Here is a 17,432-nt window from a genome sequence, read left to right as displayed (position 1 = left end):
CTTCTTTTCATAAGAGAAAGGAGTTGGTAGCTTGCCTCTTAGTTCACATTCTGAACGCCTAATGGGAACCACTATCACTATTTCATTAGTGGATGAGCGAGCCGATAGCTTGCTCCAGAAATCCTTTGATTTACTCAGAGAGCTTGAATACCGCTTCAATGCCAATAGCCAAGAGTCTGAGTTGATGGAAATCAATTATCAAGCTGGAATAACTCCAGTCAAAGTTCATCCTGATTTATTTGAATTGATTTCACTTGGATTAGAGCATAGCCTAGCGCCCTCTAGTCATCTCAATATCAGCATTGGTCCCTTAATTCAAACCTGGCGTATCGGTTTTTCAGATGCCAAGGTCGCCCAGCCTCAAGAAATTGAATCGGTGCTACCTTTAATCAATCCTCATTATATCGAGTTAGATTCTTCCACTTCCACTGTGTTTTTAAAACAAAAAGGAATGAAGATTGATCTTGGTTGTTTAGCCAAGGGTTATAGTGCGGATAAAGTTGCCCAATTTCTTAGAGAAGAGGGAGTGACATCTGCCTTGATAAATCTGGGAGGGAATATCCTGACTATTGGAAAAAATCAGGCAAGAGGAAATCAGCCTTGGCAAATCGGGATTCAAGACCCAGCCAATCCGAGGGGAAATCACTTAATGACCATCCCTGTTGTCAATAAATCTGTCGTGACTTCAGGCATTTATGAACGTCACCTGACTGTCGATGGAAAAAATTACCATCATATTTTTGACAGCCAAACAGGATATCCTGTTGAAACGGAACTAGCAAGTCTAACAATCATCTCTGATAAATCAGTTGATGGTGAAATATGGACAACTCGTCTATTTGGAGAAAGACCTGCTTCTATCCTCTGGCAAGTCGAAAGTTTAGAGGGCATCGAAGCTATCCTCATCGATAAGGAAGGTCACCTAAGCTGTTCTTCAGGAATTCCTACTCTATAGAAATAGATGTTTCAATAGAGTTTTAAAATCGTATTATGTAAAAAGAGAAAGGAAATCTCATGTTAAAACTTATTGCTATTGTTGGAACAAATTCAAAACGTTCTACAAACCGCCAATTGCTTCAATACATGCAAAAACACTTTGCTGAAAAAGCTGAAATTGAACTTGTTGAAATTAAAGACATTCCTGTCTTCAATAAACCAGCTGACAAGCAAGTGCCTGCTGAAATTCTGGAAATTGCTGCTAAAATTGAAGAGGCAGATGGCGTTATTATCGGTACTCCTGAGTATGACCACTCTATCCCAGCTGTTTTGATGAGTGCTCTCGCTTGGTTATCTTACGGTGTTTATCCACTTTTGAATAAGCCAATCATGATTACCGGTGCTTCATACGGGACACTTGGTTCATCTCGTGCCCAATTACAACTTCGTCAAATCTTGAATGCACCAGAAATCAAGGCAAGCGTCCTACCAGACGAATTCTTACTTTCTCATTCTCTCCAAGCCTTCAATAACAATGGAGATTTAGTGGATCTTGATGTTATTCAAAAAATGGATGCCATTTTTGACGACTACCGTATCTTTGTAAAAATTACAGAAAAATTGCGCAATGCGAAAGAATTACTTCGCAAAGATGCCGAAGATTTTGACTGGGAAAATTTGTAAGATAGGAGACCAAAAAGAATGAAATTTGTTGGACTTGTAGGATCAAACTACGATCAATCATATAACCGTAAACTCTTGGAATTCATCCGTCGTCACTTCAAACTCAAATTTGAATTAGAAGTTCTCGAAATTGATGAAGTTCCAATGTTCAACCAAGACGAAAAATGGGACGAAAGCTTCCAATTGCGTCTCTTGTATAACAGAATTACGCGTGCTGATGGTGTCATTATTGCTACTCCTGAGCACAACCACACAATCTCAGCTTCTCTTAAATCAGTTCTTGAATGGCTTTCATACGAGGTTCATCCATTTGAAAACAAACCAGTCATGATTGTGGGAGCTTCTTACTACGACCAAGGTACTTCTCGTGCCCAAGTTCACCTTCGTAAGATTCTTGACGCTCCAGGTGTCAATGCCTACACTCTTCCAGGAAATGAATTCCTTCTTGGTAAAGCTAAAGAGGCTTTTGATGTTAATGGAAATATCACGAATGAAGGAACTGTTAATTTCCTTGAAACATGCTTGGACAACTTTGTAAAATATGTGGGAGTCGTTTCAAAATTGAAAAAACCAAAACCAATTGAGCCAGAAGATTTATATTGTACAAATTCAATTGCAACTACTATCCAAGGTGTTGATCCAGATGATCCTGAATGGGTAGAAAAAGCTGCTGAACTTGTTGGAGCTGTTTCTGGAGATACTTACGTTAAATTAGACCACGGTATCTTGACAGTTAACCAACTTGACATGTTCTTGAAAGCAATGCCATTTGAATTGACATTTGCAGATGATAATAATCAATTCTTGTACTTTAATAACGCACACCAAGACCCAGATACAATGTTTGGTAAACGTGTACGTGCTCAATCAGGAAATAGATTAGGAACAGTACACGGTACATTGCCAGATTCTAGAATGAAAAACGTTGAATGGGTTGTCGGCGTATTGCGTAACGGAGACCAAGAATATGTCCGTACAATTGTGCCAGGAACACCAGAAGGCGTTATTAATACCCATAATTACCAAGCAATGTACTATCCAGATGGTTCATATGCTGGAATCAATGAAATCATCTTTAATTTCCAACCATGGCTTGACTGGTACCTCAATACAACTGGTCAACGTCTAGTTGGTGGAAATGCTGCAGCTCCTGCTGGAGGACACGGTGGCGCAGACGCTACATCTGGAGCTTCTGATTCAGGTGATGCTGGAGGCCACGGTGGTGGCGCAGACGCTACATCTGGAGCAAGTAACTAATAATAGTTTTGGGAACCATATTGGTTCCTTTTTTAGCGAAAAAAGACTAGCAGACAAAAACTGCTAGTCTTTTGGTATTATTTCATCTATCTTTGTTAAAAGAAAGAATACTTATTATGAATTTGGATCATCGAGACTACGACCATGTAATCCTTTTTCACGTTGGACTTGACGTAGTTTCTCTGGTGTAACATCGTTTCCTTCTTCGTCCACAATTTTGATCCCTTCGATGTGGTGACGAACAGTGCGACGATACCCTTCGATGTACTCCTCACGAAGTTTAGCTTGTTCCACTTTTTCAGCAGAAGTTAAGCCTTCTGTTTTTTTCTTTTTGGCAAGCTCGTTGATACGAGCGATTTTTTTCGGATCCATTTCTTCTCCTTTGTGATAAGATACAGTCCGTTTGACTGAGTTTATTTAGTATTGATTTGGTTAAAACGAGCGAGCTTAGCTGCTTTCTTGGTTAGTTGTGACAAGATTGCCAAACGATTTTGACGGACTGCTTCATTTTCAGACATAACCATGGTATTCTCAAAGAATGCATCAATGACTGGGCTAAGAGCAAAGAGTTGTTTCAATTGCTGACTGGCAGTCCCTGACAAAACAAGTGATTCTACTGCTTCTGCCAAGGCTTTCTCTTGGTCATTCTCAAAGAGAGCTGAATCAACTGTAGCAACTCCTTCTGCCTTCTCAGCCAAGTTAAAGGCACGAGAAAGTGATTCAACAGATGGTTTGAAGTCTTCTTCCTTGCTTGCTTCTACGAGAGCACTTGCCGCTTCCAACATATCCGCCACAACAAAGTTCGAACTTGCAAGTACTGCTTCCTTAATATCTTTTGGAGTAGAGCCCATCATCTTATCAACACGAGCCTTGATAAAGTCCATAACCTCTGTCTTATTTTCATAAGTCAAGCTGTCAAATTTCAAAGCATAAAGGCTATCAATCAGCTCATCCATAGCAATGTGCCAACCAAAGGCATCCAAGATACGAACCACACCTTGAGTCGCGCGACGAAGGGCATAAGGGTCATTAGAACCTGATGGAATCAAGCCTACTGAGAAGAAGCTCAAAATCGTATCCAATTTGTCTGCAATGGCTAGAATGGCTCCAACCTTGCTCTCTGGAAGTTCTCCTTCGGCTGATGTAGGCATGTAGTGTTCACGAATAGCAGCTGCCACCGCTGGAGTTTCCCCAGCAAGAAGGGCATATTTCTCACCCATAATTCCTTGGAGCTCGTCAAATTCGCCAACCATACCTGTCAACAAGTCAAACTTGTAAATGGCTGCTGCACGGGCTAAGTCAATCGTTTCATCCGCTGACAAACCAGCTTTTTCTGCCAAGAGAATAGCAATCTGACCCGTACGAATCATGTGTTCACGAAGGGAACCAATTTTCTCATGGAAGGTGACGTTGTTTAATTTTTCTACAAGGTCAGAAATAACCAATTTTTGATCTTCACGCCAGAAGAATTCACCGTCTTCCAAACGAGCTACCAAAACTTTTTCATTTCCTTTGATAACATTTTCCAAATGCTCTGCGTTTCCGTTACGGACTGAAATGAAATTTGGCAAGAGTTTGCCGTTTTGATCACGAACAACAAAGTAACGTTGGTGTTCTTTCATTGAAGTCACCAAAACTTCTTCTGGAACTTCAAGGTATTTGGCATCAAAACTTCCCATAAAGGCAGTTGGGTATTCAACCAAGTTCAAGACTTCATTCAGCAAGTCAGCATCAATCTCGATGCGTACACCATGCTTAGCTTCGATTGCCTTGATTTGGTCAACAATCATTTGCTCACGTTCACGTGGATCTGCGATTACAAACTGCTTACGAAGATTTTCTTCATAGCTCAATGCTGACTGAATTTTGGTTTCTTTCCCCAAGAAACGATGACCACGGCTCACACGACCTCCCTTGATATCAAGGAAATCCAAATCAAATTCTTCTTCATCTAAAAGAACAGTTAAAGTGTGAACAGGACGAATGTATTCAAAGCTATTTCCAGCCCAGTGCATGCTGACAGGGAAAGTCAAGGACTTCAGGACATCTACAACACCAGGAACAATGGCTTCAACTGCTTGACCAATTTCTTCCTTAGTAACATAGACATATTCTTCACCCTTGATTTCACGGAATTCGATATCTTCAACAGTCAATCCTTTTCCACGAACAAATCCTTGAGCTGCTTTGGTAAAATTTCCATCACTATCCAAGGCAATTTTCTTTGCTGGCCCCTTAAAATCTTCAGTCAAATCAACCTGTTTGTCTGCTAAACCAGTAACTCGAACAGCCAAACGACGTGGTGTTGAGAAGGTTTGAATGGCTTCAAAAGACAGGCGGTTTTCCTTAAGGAAGGCTGCCATTTTTTCGCCTAGTTGTTTTTCACTTGGTGTGACAACATAGGCTGGTAATTCTTCAAGACCGAGTTCTACTAATAAGTTTTTTGTCATGTTTTTTCTCCGAAAAATATCTTTTTATTTTCCAGTTTGCCTTATGTGATTGGCACGCAAGCAACCAACTTCGTTGTTTCATTGCTAAAATTGGAGCCAAAAGTCTCCAATTTTGCCTAGTATCCTTAGTTTCACTAAGGATACCTTCATCACTGCGGCAACTGGCTCAGGGCTCACTCTGTTCGCCCATTTTCGTAATTTGTCACTCTCTTTATTCTGCGTCTTCTGCTAAGAGTTTAGCTCGTGTTTCTTCATCCAAAAGTGGGTAGCCTAGGCGTTTGCGTTCTGCGACAAAGGTTTTGGCTACAACACGGGCCAAATTACGGATACGAGCGATATAGCCTGCACGCTCGGTTACGGATACGGCACCACGCGCATCAAGCAGGTTAAAGGTATGTGAACATTTGAGAACATAGTCATAGGCGGGGTGAACCAAACCTTCTTCCAAAGCACGACCAGCTTCTTTTTCAAACTTATCAAAGTTTTCCAACAACATTTCTTGATCCGAAATTTCAAATGAATATTTTGAGTGTTCGTACTCAGGCTGGATGAAGATTTCTCCGTATTTTACACCATCAGCCCATTCGATATCATAGACAGAGTCAACCTCTTGGATATAAGAAGCCAAGCGTTCCAAACCATAAGTAACTTCAGCAGTCACAGGGCCAGTTGCCAATCCACCGACTTGTTGGAAATAAGTGAACTGAGTGATTTCCATACCGTCAAGCCAAACTTCCCAACCAAGACCAGCTGAACCAGTTGATGGGTTTTCCCAGTTATCCTCAACAAAACGGATGTCGTGCTCCAAAGGATTGATTCCCAATTTTTCCAAAGACTCAAGGTAAAGTTCTTGGATGTTTGATGGAGATGGCTTCATGACCACCTGGAATTGGTGGTGTTGGTAAAGACGGTTAGGATTTTCTCCGTAACGACCGTCAGCAGGACGACGTGATGGCTCTACATAAGCCGCATTCCATGGCTCAGGTCCGATAGCGCGAAGGAAAGTGTAAGGACTCATTGTTCCCGCACCTTTTTCATTATCATAAGCCTGCATAAGCATACAACCTTGGTCATTCCAAAATTGTTGCAAAGTCAAAATAATTTCTTGAAATGTTAATTTCTTAGACATTGAATACTCCTTTAATTTATATTATCTTCTTAGATTTATTTTTCAAGCAACCAAGAAAAGGCTGGGTCCTGAAAAATATGACGTTTAGGAACAGTTTGTAAATTCTGATCGCTTTCATCTATTGTACCTAATTTCAAAGCACAGACTTCTGGTATATTTTCTTGAACAGTGAAAATTTGACTATGACAGTTCTGGCAGTAATAACGCTGTTTTCCTGGAGAAGAACTATAGGAAACAAGCTTTTCTTTTCCATGCAATACTAGCTTTTCACTGCTAACTTTAGCATTAACTGTATAGGCAGACGCAGTTGCTTTCCGACAAAATGAGCAATGACAAAAAACTAATTCCGATAATTCCTCATCTAGAGTGTAGGTCACTGCTTTACATAAACAAGATCCTTTAAGCATTATGCTCCTTTCTACTTAGGCATTAGACGAATTCAAAAAGAACCGAATTTCAACACCCAAGCCTTGCGACTAGGGGCGTCAGAAACGCGGTTCCACCCTAATTTATTACTTCATTGTTTTTAAAAATATTACAGAAAGCGCCAGTTCTTTATTTTGCCCTACTTGGCTCCCACTATCCCAAGTTCGCTTGAAGAACGCCATAAGACTTTCTTTCCTGCTGACTATTATATCAAAAATTAGCACAATGTACAATTCTTTTTATGATTTTCTAGAAATCCATATCATCAACTCGTGGAGCACCAGACTGAACAACAATTGTTTTTAAGGTTTCACATTCCTTATGACTCAGTTCAATTCCAAAGCAATCAAGATTAGCCTGAATACGAGAAGCTGTGACAGATTTTGGAAGTGGTAAAAATCCTTCTGCTAAGCTCCAGGCCAAGGCTATCTGAGCAACCGATTTACCGTGATTTAACGCGATTTCTTGCACTTGCTTGCTATCAAACAGTTCTCCCTGACCAAAAGGGCCCCAAGCTTCCAATAAGATTCCTTTTTCTCGACAGTAATCTACGACTTCCTCTTGATACACACCTGGAGCCAAACGAACTTGATTGACCGCTGGAAGAATTTTTGCTGTTTCAAGCAAGGCATCCAAATGATGGGGAAGGAAATTACTAACACCGATAGCACGGATTTTGCCTTCTTGATAGATGTCTTCCATCGCTCTCCAAACTTCTGAATTTCGGATTTTCCAGTGGTTATTTTCTCTGAGCGGTTTTGGATTTGGCCAATGAATCAAATACAAATCCAAATATTCCAAGCCCAGCTTCTCTAAAGACTCTTCAAAAGCCTGACGAGCTTGCTCATAGCTATGATTTGTATTCCAGAGTTTGCTGGTTACAAAAATTTCCTCACGCAGAACTCCACTATCTTGAATGGCACGACCAACGCTTTCTTCATTTTTATAAATAGCTGCCGTATCGATATGGCGATAGCCTGCCTTTAAAGCCTCTAGTACAGCTTGATATGCAATCTCTCCATTTTCAGCTTTCCAGGTTCCAAATCCCAGTACTGGAATTGTAACACCATTGTTTAAAGTATAAGATTTCATTATTTTTCCTTTCTATGAGAAGAAAATCCAAAGAGCCAAATTTTCAAGGAAAACTTTTCTCTTTAGATTTTGTGTATTATTGATTGCGGTCGTAATAGATCTGATGAGCTTTAAGACGAGAGTCTAACAAATCTGGAATTGTCACAAAGTCATAACCCTGACCTTTCAAATAGTCAATGACCTTGGGTAAAGCATTCACTGTCTCAACATGGATATCATGCATGAGAATAATAGAACCATTCTTGACTTCACGCTGAATTTCTGTCAAAATAGATGCTTCATTTTTACTCTTCCAGTCCAGACTATCTACATCCCACATAATAAAGCTCAAATCGAGACTATTGCGAATGTCATCTGTAATAGCCCCATAAGGTGGACGCATAAGTTTAGAACTAGAACCCAGCACCTTAGTTAGCGCATCCTCAGTATCAGTAATTTGTTTTTTAGCTTCATCAAGGGAAAGTTTTGAAAGCACTGGATGACTCCAACTATGGTTTCCAATGACATGTCCATCCGATTTCATGCGTTTCAAAATCTCTTCATTTCCAGAAACATTCTTACCTAGCACAAAGAAAGTTGCCTTGATACCATACTTGGAAAGAGTATCTAATGCTTGATTTGTCGTTGCAGGATTTGGTCCATCATCAAAAGTCAGGGCCACTACTTTACGATTTTTCTTTTCATAATAAGCCTTATATAGCTCTGCATCCTTATCTAATAAATAAGAGGACTGAATAACTTCAAAGAAACTAGATACTGGCAAGGCAATCTCGTCTAGATTTTCAACTGACTGACTTGGATAAAGGATAATCTGACTATCCTTGTAATCAAAATTCCATGCAGACAAGTCTTGGTCAGAGAAGCCTTTAACAATTTGATCAATCTTTTCTTGCTCCAATTTCTTATCTTGTAAGAAAGAGGTCATTTCTTTAATCAGCTGTTCTTTGGCTTTACTTGCATCTAAAAATAATTGATCAAGTGTAAACGGTTTGCCATCTTCTGTCAAATGGACTTTTGCCAGACTAGTTTTTTCAGTCTCTTCAACTTTTGACGAAGTTAAATCATAGACTTGTTTCATCACACTTCGGTTGACAATCCCTTTTAAAGTCGAATCCTGTTTCTCCGTATAATAAAAAACCAGATTTTCCTTATCCTCTAGATTGTCTTTAATATCCTGTGTCATGATTCCCTTTATAGACGAAATCACTTGCTCCCCTTGGAGAGGATAATAGGCAATTACTTCGGCTTGTCCTTTACGAAAATGATCTTTCTGATTTCCCTCACTCAATTGATTATCTTTATCATTTTTTAAAGACTCAATTTTTTGTTCGAAACTTTGCTTTGTATATACTTTGTATCCAATCATTGAACCAAGGACGCAAATACTTACTGAAAAGATAGCTACCAGGGCTATTAAACCGATTCTCTTTTTATCGTGCTCAACACGTTTTGCTCTACTTTTATCCATAGAGATATCATATCAAATTCAGGCTATAATTTCAATTATTTTAGAGGAAATAGTATATTAAAAAGAGGGGAATTCCCTCTTAAAATCTTATTTTACTGCTTCTTTCAAAGCATCTACCTTATCCAAACGTTCCCATGGAAGATCAATATCTGTACGTCCCATGTGTCCATAAGCCGCTGTTTGACGGTAAATTGGACGCTTGAGATCCAACATTTGGATAATCCCTGCAGGACGAAGATCAAAGATTTGACGCGCTGCTTTTTCAAGCTTGCTTTCAGCTACTGTTCCTGTACCAAAGGTATCGATACGGACAGAAACAGGTTGCGCAACACCGATGGCATAGGCCAATTGCACTTCTGCTTTCTTAGCAAGACCTGCTGCAACGATATTCTTGGCAATATAGCGTGCCGCATAAGAGGCTGAACGGTCCACCTTAGTCGCATCTTTACCAGAGAAGGCACCACCACCATGACGAGAGTAGCCACCATAAGTATCTACGATGATCTTACGACCAGTCAAACCTGAGTCCCCTTGAGGTCCACCGATGACAAAGCGACCAGTTGGATTGATGAAAAATTTGGTTTGCTCATCCAAGTAAGAGGCTGGAATAACCTCTTTGATAACCTTGTTAATGACATCATTGTGAATTTGTTCGTTGCTGACTTCTGGATCGTGCTGAGTTGAAATAACAACTGTGTCCACACGTACTGGACGGTCATTTTCATCGTACTCAACCGTAACTTGTGATTTAGCATCTGGGCGAAGATAGCTTATTTCACCAGTCTTACGAAGTTCTGCCAGACGACGAACCAATTTATGACTGAGTGAAATTGGCAATGGCATGAGCTCTTCTGTTTCATCCACTGCAAATCCAAACATGAGCCCTTGGTCTCCAGCACCAATCAAGTCAAGCGGATCTTGATCTGCATTCCCACGAACCTCCAAGGCTTCGTTAACACCTTGGGCAATATCAGGAGATTGTTCTACCAAAGATGGATGTACTCCTACAGTCTCAGCAGAAAAACCATATTCTGTATTGGTGTAGCCAATCTCTGCAATGGTATCACGAACCACACGGTTAATATCTACATAGGCATTTGTAGATATTTCACCAAAAACATGGACGGAACCAGTATATACAGCTGTCTCAGCAGCAACGTGCGCCTCTGGATCTTTAGCTAAAATAGCATCCAAAATCGCATCTGAAATTTGGTCTGCAATCTTATCTGGATGCCCCTCAGATACAGATTCAGACGTGAATAATTTACGTTCTGACATAAAAATGTCCCCCCTTAAAAATAGTGTTATAGAGTTACAAAGTACTGATAGGTATTTTCATTTTCTAAGAGTTACAACGCGTAAGAAATAAAAACGATACTTTTTTATTTCTGAAGCTAGTAAGGCGCATAGGGTGACCGCCTTATAGCGGCAACCGTAAAATGACGAGCGACTACTTTAGAACCGTCATTCTTTGCGAGTTGCGACTCGAAAGAAAAAATAGAAATTTCTACCATCTTATCGGGACTATATAACTTTATCATTATACCATTTTTTAACGCAATTTACAGTCTTTAATGTAGTGTTTCTGTTTAGATAGTTCGTTCTCATAAATAAAAAAGTTGGAGCTCAGTACTCCAACTTTTTATATTAAAATGTTTGGCGTTTTGCTTTACGCTCTGCACGACCGCGAGCGCGATTTTCAGCACGCTTAGTCTTGCGGCGTTTTTCATCCACTGCCCATTTAATTTTCTTCTTATAGCCTGGTTTGACTTTTTTCTTTTTCTTTTTAACCAAACCAATCATTTCGATATCAAGTTTATCTTGTTTTTTCTCACGATTGGCACGACGATCACGGTCATAAGTATCCTGAAATTCCCCGTCTTTGACCATCTTAGGAGTAAACTTGATTCCCAATTTCTCCAACTCACGGATATCCGAGTCATCACTTGGCTGATAAAGGGTAATAGCTGTACCTGGTAGGCCATTTCTTCCAGTTCGACCAACACGATGAACAAAGAAGGACAAATCTTGCGGAATGGCATCATTGATGACATGGCTGACACCTTCAATATCAATTCCACGCGCTGCCAAATCTGTTGCGACAATATACTCAAAATCCAGATTTTTCATCTGATTCATAATACGTTTGCGCTCACGAGGGGCAATATCTCCATGAATCTTGGCAACTTTCAAACCTTGAGCAGTCAGGTAAGCATGCAATTCATCAGCACGCGTTTTAGTGTTAACAAAAATCATTGCCAAATACGGTTGCATCAACTGAGTCAACTGATAAATTTGAGCATTCTTATCTCGGCCCTTGGTCGAAATCAACCAATTATCAATGGTATCAGAAATGACCGTTTTGGTCTTGATTTTCTCCATAACAGGATTTGATAAGTATTTTTTCAAGAATGGTTGCAGTTTTTGTGGAATAGTCGCTGAGAAGACCATGAATTGCAGGTCTTTTGGAAGGCTTCCAGCAATCTTATCAACAGTTTCTAGGAATCCCATATCCAAGGTCATATCTGCCTCATCGATCACAAAGGTCTTGGCCTTGTGAATAGCTAGGTCACCAGACTTAACTAAGTCATAAATACGGCCAGGAGTTCCGATAACAATATGAGGCTGGTTACTTGCCAATTTGTCAATCTGGCGAGCTTTATCTGTCCCTCCCACATAATTAACCACACGAACTTCCACTTCTGAGTGAGCTGAAATCTGACGCGCTGCTTGGTAAATTTGAGTAGCCAACTCACGACTCGGTGCAGTAATGACTGCTTGAACACTATCGCTGGCCTCATCTAATTGCTGGAAAATCGGCAATAGGAAAGTGTGAGTCTTACCCGAACCTGTTTTTGATTCACCGACTAGGTCACGACCTGCCAAAACAATAGGAATCAACTTATCTTGCACCTCTGTTGGAGTTGTAAATTTCAACTCCTCCAAGGCTTCTCTAATATAGTTTTTAAATTGAAATTTCGTAAATGACATAATATCCTCGATTCTATCTATCTCATCAATTATACCACATTTTATTTCATTTCAGTAGTCTCACTTATAGAGCTTACTTTCGGTAGCTTATCTAATCAAAAAAGGCTGGAACTTCGTGATCCCAACCTCATTTCAGTCATTATTTCCAGTTTAAAATAGCATTCAAGCCATAGTGGTCACTAACTTGCGGACTCTTGTTGCCATCAAATACGACATGTAAATTTTCTACCTCTAACTCCTTAGTGGTAAAAACATAGTCGATTCGAAGGGGTTCTGTGTTCCCCTTCCAGCCATCAATTTCTGGTGGAACAGTATAGCTACCACTTTTCTCTTGAGCAACTTCAAATGCGTCTTGTAAGCCTAATGGACTAGCTAAAATAGCTTGGTAACCTTCCTGACCAGCTGGGTTGTTGAAATCTCCAGCAAGCAAAAGTGGCTTGTTCAATTCTTTCAAGACAGCTTCAAATCGCGCCCATTCTTCTTGGAAACCTTTATCCCACCAAGAAAGATGGACACTTGCAACTGCAAGTTCCTTACCATCAACTACAGTTTCAGCCAAGGCAACACGACGAGTATGATAGTCTGTTGGATCATCCACATCTGAAATCAAAATTTCTCTTGCTTCAATATGTGTTTTAGACAAGATAGCCACACCTTCATGGTAGCGGTCATAACCAATATGGTTATAGGCCCAAGTCCAGTAGTAATCTTTCCCTTGCTCTGACAACTTTTCAACCAAAAGTCTAACATAATGGTCTTGGTGAATAGGCTCAGCTGCTGGCAAAGCTTGATAAAGGTCATTAACCTCCACCTCTGGCGAAGTAATCTCCTGATTGATTTCTTGGAAACATATCAAATCATAGTCCTTTTCAAGAATATCCTGAAGCAAAATCTGGAATTTTTCCTCTGCTTCTTTTTCCATCCAACTGTGAGTATTGAGTGTTAAAAATTTCATTCTTTTCTCCCAAAATAAGAGGTTGGAATACAGCTTCCAACCTCAAGTATATTACAATTCTACTTTAGCAACTGCTGATTTAGCTGCAAGAGAACCTGTTTTTTCTAATTTAACTGATTTAATTGCATCACCATTTGTGAAGACAACTACTGTTGAAGTTTCACGACCTGCTGCACGGATAGCATCCAAGTCAGCTGTGACAAGGAGATCTCCTGCTGCAACTTTTTGTCCTTCAGCAACATGAACTGTAAATGGTTTTCCTTCAAGACTTACTGTGTCCAAACCAATGTGAACCAATACTTCAAGACCTGCTTCAGTCACAAGACCAAGAGCATGTTTTGTAGGGAAGATGCTTGATACAGTACCTGAAACTGGAGATACAATGTTTCCATTTGCAGGTTCTACAGCAAATCCGTCGCCCATCATTTTTTGAGCAAATACTGGATCTTTAACTTGTTCCAAGGCAACAACTTGACCGTCTGCTACTGAGTAAACTTCCTCAGTAAGACCTTTGAAGTGAACAGTGTTTTGTTGCGCTTCTGTCATTTGACTTGGAAGAGTTTCAGGAATGATTTCACCTGAATCAAGGATATCTTGGATATCAGATTTCAATACGTCTGCTTTTGGACCGTAGATAGCTTGAACTCCTTGTCCTTTCATGACAAGACCCATAGCTCCTTCTGCTTTCCATTGTTCTGCATCACCGACTTTGTCAGCATCTTTTACAGTTACACGAAGACGAGTCATACATGCATCAACATCAACGATGTTTGCACGTCCACCAAGAAGGTTAATAATGTTTACAGCTTGAGAGCCTGCTGCAACTTTCACTTCGCTACTAGCTTCTTCTGAACCTTCAGCAGTTTCGTAATTTCCGTTACGTCCTGGAGTTGCGTAGTTGAATTTTTGAATCATGAAGTTTGCGATAAAGTACATGATTACGGCAAAGAGAACAGTTACCCAGATAAAGTTAACGATATCCATACCAATACCAGCATTAATTGCTAGTGGTGTACGAGTCAAGAATTCAATTGAACCGAATGAGTGGACACGTAGGTTTACTACGTCAGCCATAGCGAAGGCAGCACCTTGAACAAGTGAGTAAACAAGATACATAGGTGTTGCTACAAACATGAACATGTATTCGATTGGTTCAGTAACCCCTGTCAAGAATGTTGCAAGAGCTGTCGCAATCATCATACCTTTATATTGATGTTTCTTATCAGCATCGACATTACGGTAGATAGCAACGATCATACCCATCAAGATACCGAATGAACCGATCATTTGTCCAACTTTGAAACGAGCTGGGTGAACAGTATCTAACAATTGTTGGTAGTGACTTGCATCTGTACCTTTAAGGTTAACAAGGTCTGTTACCCATGCAAGCCATAGTGGGTCTTGACCAAATACTTGAGTACCTTTAGCTGCACCAGTTAAAATGTCATAAGTACCACCAAGAGCTGTGTAGTTCATTGGGATAGTCAACATATGGTGAAGACCAAATGGCAAGAGCAAACGTTCCAAAGTACCATACAAGAATGGTGCAAGGATTGGAGCAGTTTCTTGTGAGTTGGCAATCCAGATACCAAAGCTATTGATACCTGTTTGAACTACTGGCCAGAAGGCAGCAAGTAGAATTGCAGCGATTGCTGAACGAAGAATAACTACAAATGGTACGAAACGTTTCCCGTTGAAGAATGAAAGTGCATCAGGAAGTTTACGGAAGTTGTAGTATTTATTGTAAGCAGTTGCCCCTACAAAACCTGAGATAATCCCTACAAACACACCCATGTTCAATGCTGGAGCTTCAAGAACACTAATGAAGTAATCAGCAACTTTGATTGAACCACCAAAGAGAGTTGTGACCATAGCATCTGGATTTTTCAACATATCTCCTGATACACCAAAGATTGTACCAGTGATACGGTTAATCAAGATGAAGGCAAGACCAGCGGCGAAAGCACCACCAGCACGTTCTTTAGCCCAGCTTCCTCCAATTGCTAGGGCAAACAAAATGTGAAGGTTACCGATAACCCCCCAACCAATTTGCTCAAGAATTCCACCTGTAACTACAAGTGGTGCAAAAGTTGGGTTAATCATTACGATAGACTTACCGATTGAAATCATCAAACCAGCAGCCGGCATAACCGCGATAACCACCATCAAAGCCTTACCGAATTTTTGCCAAAACTCGAAAGACAAGACATTTTTGAATGTATCTTTCATCATTCAAATCTCCTTTATTTTTATTTAGGCAAACGTTTTACGAAAACGTTTGCACTTTCTACAATTCAATTATACCACTTTTTTTTTTTTTGTAAAGGCTTTTATTAAAAAAAGTAGACTTTTTTCTAAAATTTTTGTAGTAAAAAAGGAGATAGTAAAATCTCCTCAAATATACATCTATTAAAATTTAGACTTTTAAGAATCGGCGCATGGAAATTCCTGATCCCAGTGAACCAATGAAAATTCCAATCACAAATAATAAGGCAATCATCAGTGGACTGAATACTTCTGGTGATATCATTGAAAGGTTCTGACCAACTAATGACTTATTAACCGATTGGTAAACCATTTTATAGACAATAAATACCAAAACTGATGGAAGTGTTGCTCCAAGCAAACCGATGAAGGCACCTTCAAGCAAGAAAGGCCCGCGGATATAGCCATTCTTAGCACCTACTAAACGCATGATTTGAATTTCACGGCTTCGTGAAATGATGGTGATACGTATAGTATTAGAAATCAAGAACACCGCAATGAAAATCAATAATCCAGCGATAACTAGTCCCCAGACACGAATAAATGAGGCTAACTTAAACAAGCGTTCTGTATTAGCACCACCATCTTGAACTTCTGATACACCTTCGATTTTTTTAGCCTCTTCTGCTACTGTCTTTACATCACTTGGTGTATTTGTATCAACGATATATGCATCATAGAGAGGATTGGCATCGCCTTCAAAGATTTTCCAGTTGTCCCCCATCGTTTCTGTCAACTTTTCATATTGTTCTTCTTTACTTGAAAACGTAACACTTTTAACGGTTGACATACCTTTTAAAGCATCATATACCTTATGGTAGTCGTTATTTGTAACAGTTTGACCTTCTTTTTCAATAGTCTCACTATTATCAGCTACGTCCTTACGAATGTATACCATTACTCGGACATTATTTTCGATATCTGTAGCTAGTTTAGCCGTATTAAAGATAACAGATGCAAATATTGCAACCAAGGTCAAAGTAATCATAACTGAACTGACAGCAGCTACTGTCATCCAGCCATTTCGTTTCAAACTTTTTAACGATTCAAATAAATGACGAAAAAATCTACTAATCATCGTATCCATATTCTCCTTTAGCTTCGTCACGAACGACACGGCCATTTTCAATGGCAATGACACGGTGGCGCAAGGTATTTACAATCTGACTGTTGTGGGTAGCCATCAAGACAGTTGTACCTTGGAGATTGATGCGTTCCAACAAATTCATGATTTCCCATGAATTATCTGGGTCCAAGTTTCCTGTTGGTTCGTCCGCAATCAATACTTTTGGATTGTTTACAATGGCACGTGCAATTGCAATCCGTTGCTGTTCTCCCCCTGAAAGTTCATTTGGGAAAGAACGAACCTTATGCTTTAATCCAACCAAGTCTAAAACTTCCATAACACGTTTTTTGATATTACGGCGGCTCTCACCAATAACTTCCATTGCATAAGCAATATTTTCATAAACGGTTTTCTTTGGTAAGAGCTTATAATCTTGGAAGACAACCCCAACACTACGACGTAGGAGAGGGACATCTTTCTTTTTAATTTTAACCAGATTAAAACCAGCAACAGATAAGCTTCCTTTTTCGATTTTTACTTCGCGGTACAAAGAACGAATAAAGGTTGATTTTCCAGCTCCTGACGGACCTACGATATAGGCAAATTCTCCTGGTTGAATGCTGACCGAAACACCACGTAGGGCAGTCGTTCCGTTGTCGTATTTTTTGACGACATCTCTCATTTCAATGATTGACATGTGAGTTCCTTTCTAT

General features: G+C 39.9%; 15 protein-coding genes. 3 read left to right on the top strand and 12 right to left on the bottom strand.

Annotated elements, in window-relative coordinates:
- Positions 1-31 precede the first annotated feature (31 nt).
- From ADJ60_RS07490 to ADJ60_RS07480, 3 genes are read left to right on the top strand one after another with little or no spacing between them, the layout of a single operon-like run.
- Complete coding sequence (locus tag ADJ60_RS07490; RefSeq protein ID WP_049544421.1) at positions 32-955, top strand: FAD:protein FMN transferase; 924 nt, start codon at positions 32-34, stop codon at positions 953-955.
- Between the two features lie 59 nt (positions 956-1,014).
- Positions 1,015-1,620, top strand: a complete 606-nt coding sequence (locus ADJ60_RS07485; protein WP_049544419.1) for an NADPH-dependent FMN reductase — start codon at positions 1,015-1,017, stop codon at positions 1,618-1,620.
- Between the two features lie 18 nt (positions 1,621-1,638).
- The gene (locus ADJ60_RS07480; RefSeq protein ID WP_004256847.1) at positions 1,639-2,877 is read left to right on the top strand and encodes an NAD(P)H-dependent oxidoreductase; all 1,239 of its coding nucleotides are present in this window, start codon (positions 1,639-1,641) and stop codon (positions 2,875-2,877) included.
- A gap of 114 nt (positions 2,878-2,991) precedes the next feature.
- Here the strand turns inward: ADJ60_RS07480 and ADJ60_RS07475 are convergent, their stop codons facing one another.
- The 12 genes from ADJ60_RS07475 to ftsE form a co-directional block, all read right to left on the bottom strand.
- Positions 2,992-3,249 (bottom strand): DUF896 family protein, encoded by a 258-nt coding sequence (locus tag ADJ60_RS07475; RefSeq protein WP_049544417.1) that lies wholly within the window; start codon positions 3,247-3,249, stop codon positions 2,992-2,994.
- Positions 3,250-3,290: 41 nt separating this feature from the next.
- On the bottom strand, positions 3,291-5,327 hold the full coding sequence (gene glyS / locus ADJ60_RS07470) for a glycine--tRNA ligase subunit beta (protein WP_049544416.1): 2,037 nt from the start codon (positions 5,325-5,327) through the stop codon (positions 3,291-3,293).
- A 211-nt stretch (positions 5,328-5,538) separates the two neighbouring features.
- Positions 5,539-6,456, bottom strand: coding sequence for a glycine--tRNA ligase subunit alpha (gene glyQ, locus ADJ60_RS07465; protein WP_000038736.1), 918 nt, complete (start codon positions 6,454-6,456; stop codon positions 5,539-5,541).
- A gap of 35 nt (positions 6,457-6,491) precedes the next feature.
- On the bottom strand, positions 6,492-6,863 hold the full coding sequence (locus tag ADJ60_RS07460) for a GFA family protein (protein WP_000912013.1): 372 nt from the start codon (positions 6,861-6,863) through the stop codon (positions 6,492-6,494).
- 268 nt (positions 6,864-7,131) lie between these two features.
- Positions 7,132-7,974 carry an aldo/keto reductase gene (locus ADJ60_RS07455; RefSeq protein ID WP_000844580.1) on the bottom strand — a complete coding sequence of 281 codons (843 nt, stop codon included), beginning with the start codon at positions 7,972-7,974 and terminating at the stop codon, positions 7,132-7,134.
- A gap of 76 nt (positions 7,975-8,050) precedes the next feature.
- The gene (gene pgdA / locus ADJ60_RS07450; protein ID WP_049544415.1) at positions 8,051-9,442 is read right to left on the bottom strand and encodes a peptidoglycan-N-acetylglucosamine deacetylase PgdA; all 1,392 of its coding nucleotides are present in this window, start codon (positions 9,440-9,442) and stop codon (positions 8,051-8,053) included.
- Positions 9,443-9,529: 87 nt separating this feature from the next.
- Entirely contained in the window at positions 9,530-10,720 is a 1,191-nt protein-coding gene (gene metK, locus ADJ60_RS07445) for a methionine adenosyltransferase (protein WP_049544414.1), read from the bottom strand.
- 369 nt (positions 10,721-11,089) lie between these two features.
- Complete coding sequence (locus tag ADJ60_RS07440) at positions 11,090-12,433, bottom strand: DEAD/DEAH box helicase (protein ID WP_049544412.1); 1,344 nt, start codon at positions 12,431-12,433, stop codon at positions 11,090-11,092.
- Positions 12,434-12,572: 139 nt separating this feature from the next.
- Positions 12,573-13,388, bottom strand: a complete 816-nt coding sequence (locus tag ADJ60_RS07435) for an endonuclease/exonuclease/phosphatase family protein (protein ID WP_049544410.1) — start codon at positions 13,386-13,388, stop codon at positions 12,573-12,575.
- 51 nt (positions 13,389-13,439) lie between these two features.
- Entirely contained in the window at positions 13,440-15,620 is a 2,181-nt protein-coding gene (locus tag ADJ60_RS07430) for a PTS transporter subunit IIBC (protein ID WP_080983361.1), read from the bottom strand.
- 184 nt (positions 15,621-15,804) lie between these two features.
- A complete protein-coding gene (gene ftsX / locus ADJ60_RS07425; RefSeq protein ID WP_049544408.1) occupies positions 15,805-16,731 on the bottom strand; it encodes a permease-like cell division protein FtsX in 927 nt (308 codons plus the stop codon).
- Complete coding sequence (ftsE, locus tag ADJ60_RS07420; protein ID WP_000022260.1) at positions 16,724-17,416, bottom strand: cell division ATP-binding protein FtsE; 693 nt, start codon at positions 17,414-17,416, stop codon at positions 16,724-16,726. The genes ftsX and ftsE overlap by 8 nt, the downstream gene beginning before the upstream one ends.
- Positions 17,417-17,432: the final 16 nt, after the last annotated feature.

It is taken from the genome of Streptococcus pseudopneumoniae, from assembly GCF_001076775.1.
GTDB classification, from domain to species: domain Bacteria; phylum Bacillota; class Bacilli; order Lactobacillales; family Streptococcaceae; genus Streptococcus; species Streptococcus pseudopneumoniae_G.
Note: the sequence above shows the minus strand (reverse complement) of the source record. Positions and strands in the feature narration are given on the sequence as shown.

What these genes read in the sequence shown, in the direction of transcription:
- ADJ60_RS07485 (WP_049544419.1), top strand. Translation starts at nt 1,015, where the DNA reads ATGTTAAAACTTATTGCTATTGTTGGAACAAATTCAAAACGTTCTACA.
- ADJ60_RS07480 (WP_004256847.1), top strand. Translation starts at nt 1,639, where the DNA reads ATGAAATTTGTTGGACTTGTAGGATCAAACTACGATCAATCATATAAC.
- ADJ60_RS07475 (WP_049544417.1), bottom strand. Translation starts at nt 3,249, where the DNA reads ATGGATCCGAAAAAAATCGCTCGTATCAACGAGCTTGCCAAAAAGAAA.
- glyS (WP_049544416.1), bottom strand. Translation starts at nt 5,327, where the DNA reads ATGACAAAAAACTTATTAGTAGAACTCGGTCTTGAAGAATTACCAGCC.
- glyQ (WP_000038736.1), bottom strand. Translation starts at nt 6,456, where the DNA reads ATGTCTAAGAAATTAACATTTCAAGAAATTATTTTGACTTTGCAACAA.
- ADJ60_RS07460 (WP_000912013.1), bottom strand. Translation starts at nt 6,863, where the DNA reads ATGCTTAAAGGATCTTGTTTATGTAAAGCAGTGACCTACACTCTAGAT.
- ADJ60_RS07455 (WP_000844580.1), bottom strand. Translation starts at nt 7,974, where the DNA reads ATGAAATCTTATACTTTAAACAATGGTGTTACAATTCCAGTACTGGGA.
- pgdA (WP_049544415.1), bottom strand. Translation starts at nt 9,442, where the DNA reads ATGGATAAAAGTAGAGCAAAACGTGTTGAGCACGATAAAAAGAGAATC.
- metK (WP_049544414.1), bottom strand. Translation starts at nt 10,720, where the DNA reads ATGTCAGAACGTAAATTATTCACGTCTGAATCTGTATCTGAGGGGCAT.
- ADJ60_RS07440 (WP_049544412.1), bottom strand. Translation starts at nt 12,433, where the DNA reads ATGTCATTTACGAAATTTCAATTTAAAAACTATATTAGAGAAGCCTTG.
- ADJ60_RS07435 (WP_049544410.1), bottom strand. Translation starts at nt 13,388, where the DNA reads ATGAAATTTTTAACACTCAATACTCACAGTTGGATGGAAAAAGAAGCA.
- ADJ60_RS07430 (WP_080983361.1), bottom strand. Translation starts at nt 15,620, where the DNA reads ATGATGAAAGATACATTCAAAAATGTCTTGTCTTTCGAGTTTTGGCAA.
- ftsX (WP_049544408.1), bottom strand. Translation starts at nt 16,731, where the DNA reads ATGATTAGTAGATTTTTTCGTCATTTATTTGAATCGTTAAAAAGTTTG.
- ftsE (WP_000022260.1), bottom strand. Translation starts at nt 17,416, where the DNA reads ATGTCAATCATTGAAATGAGAGATGTCGTCAAAAAATACGACAACGGA.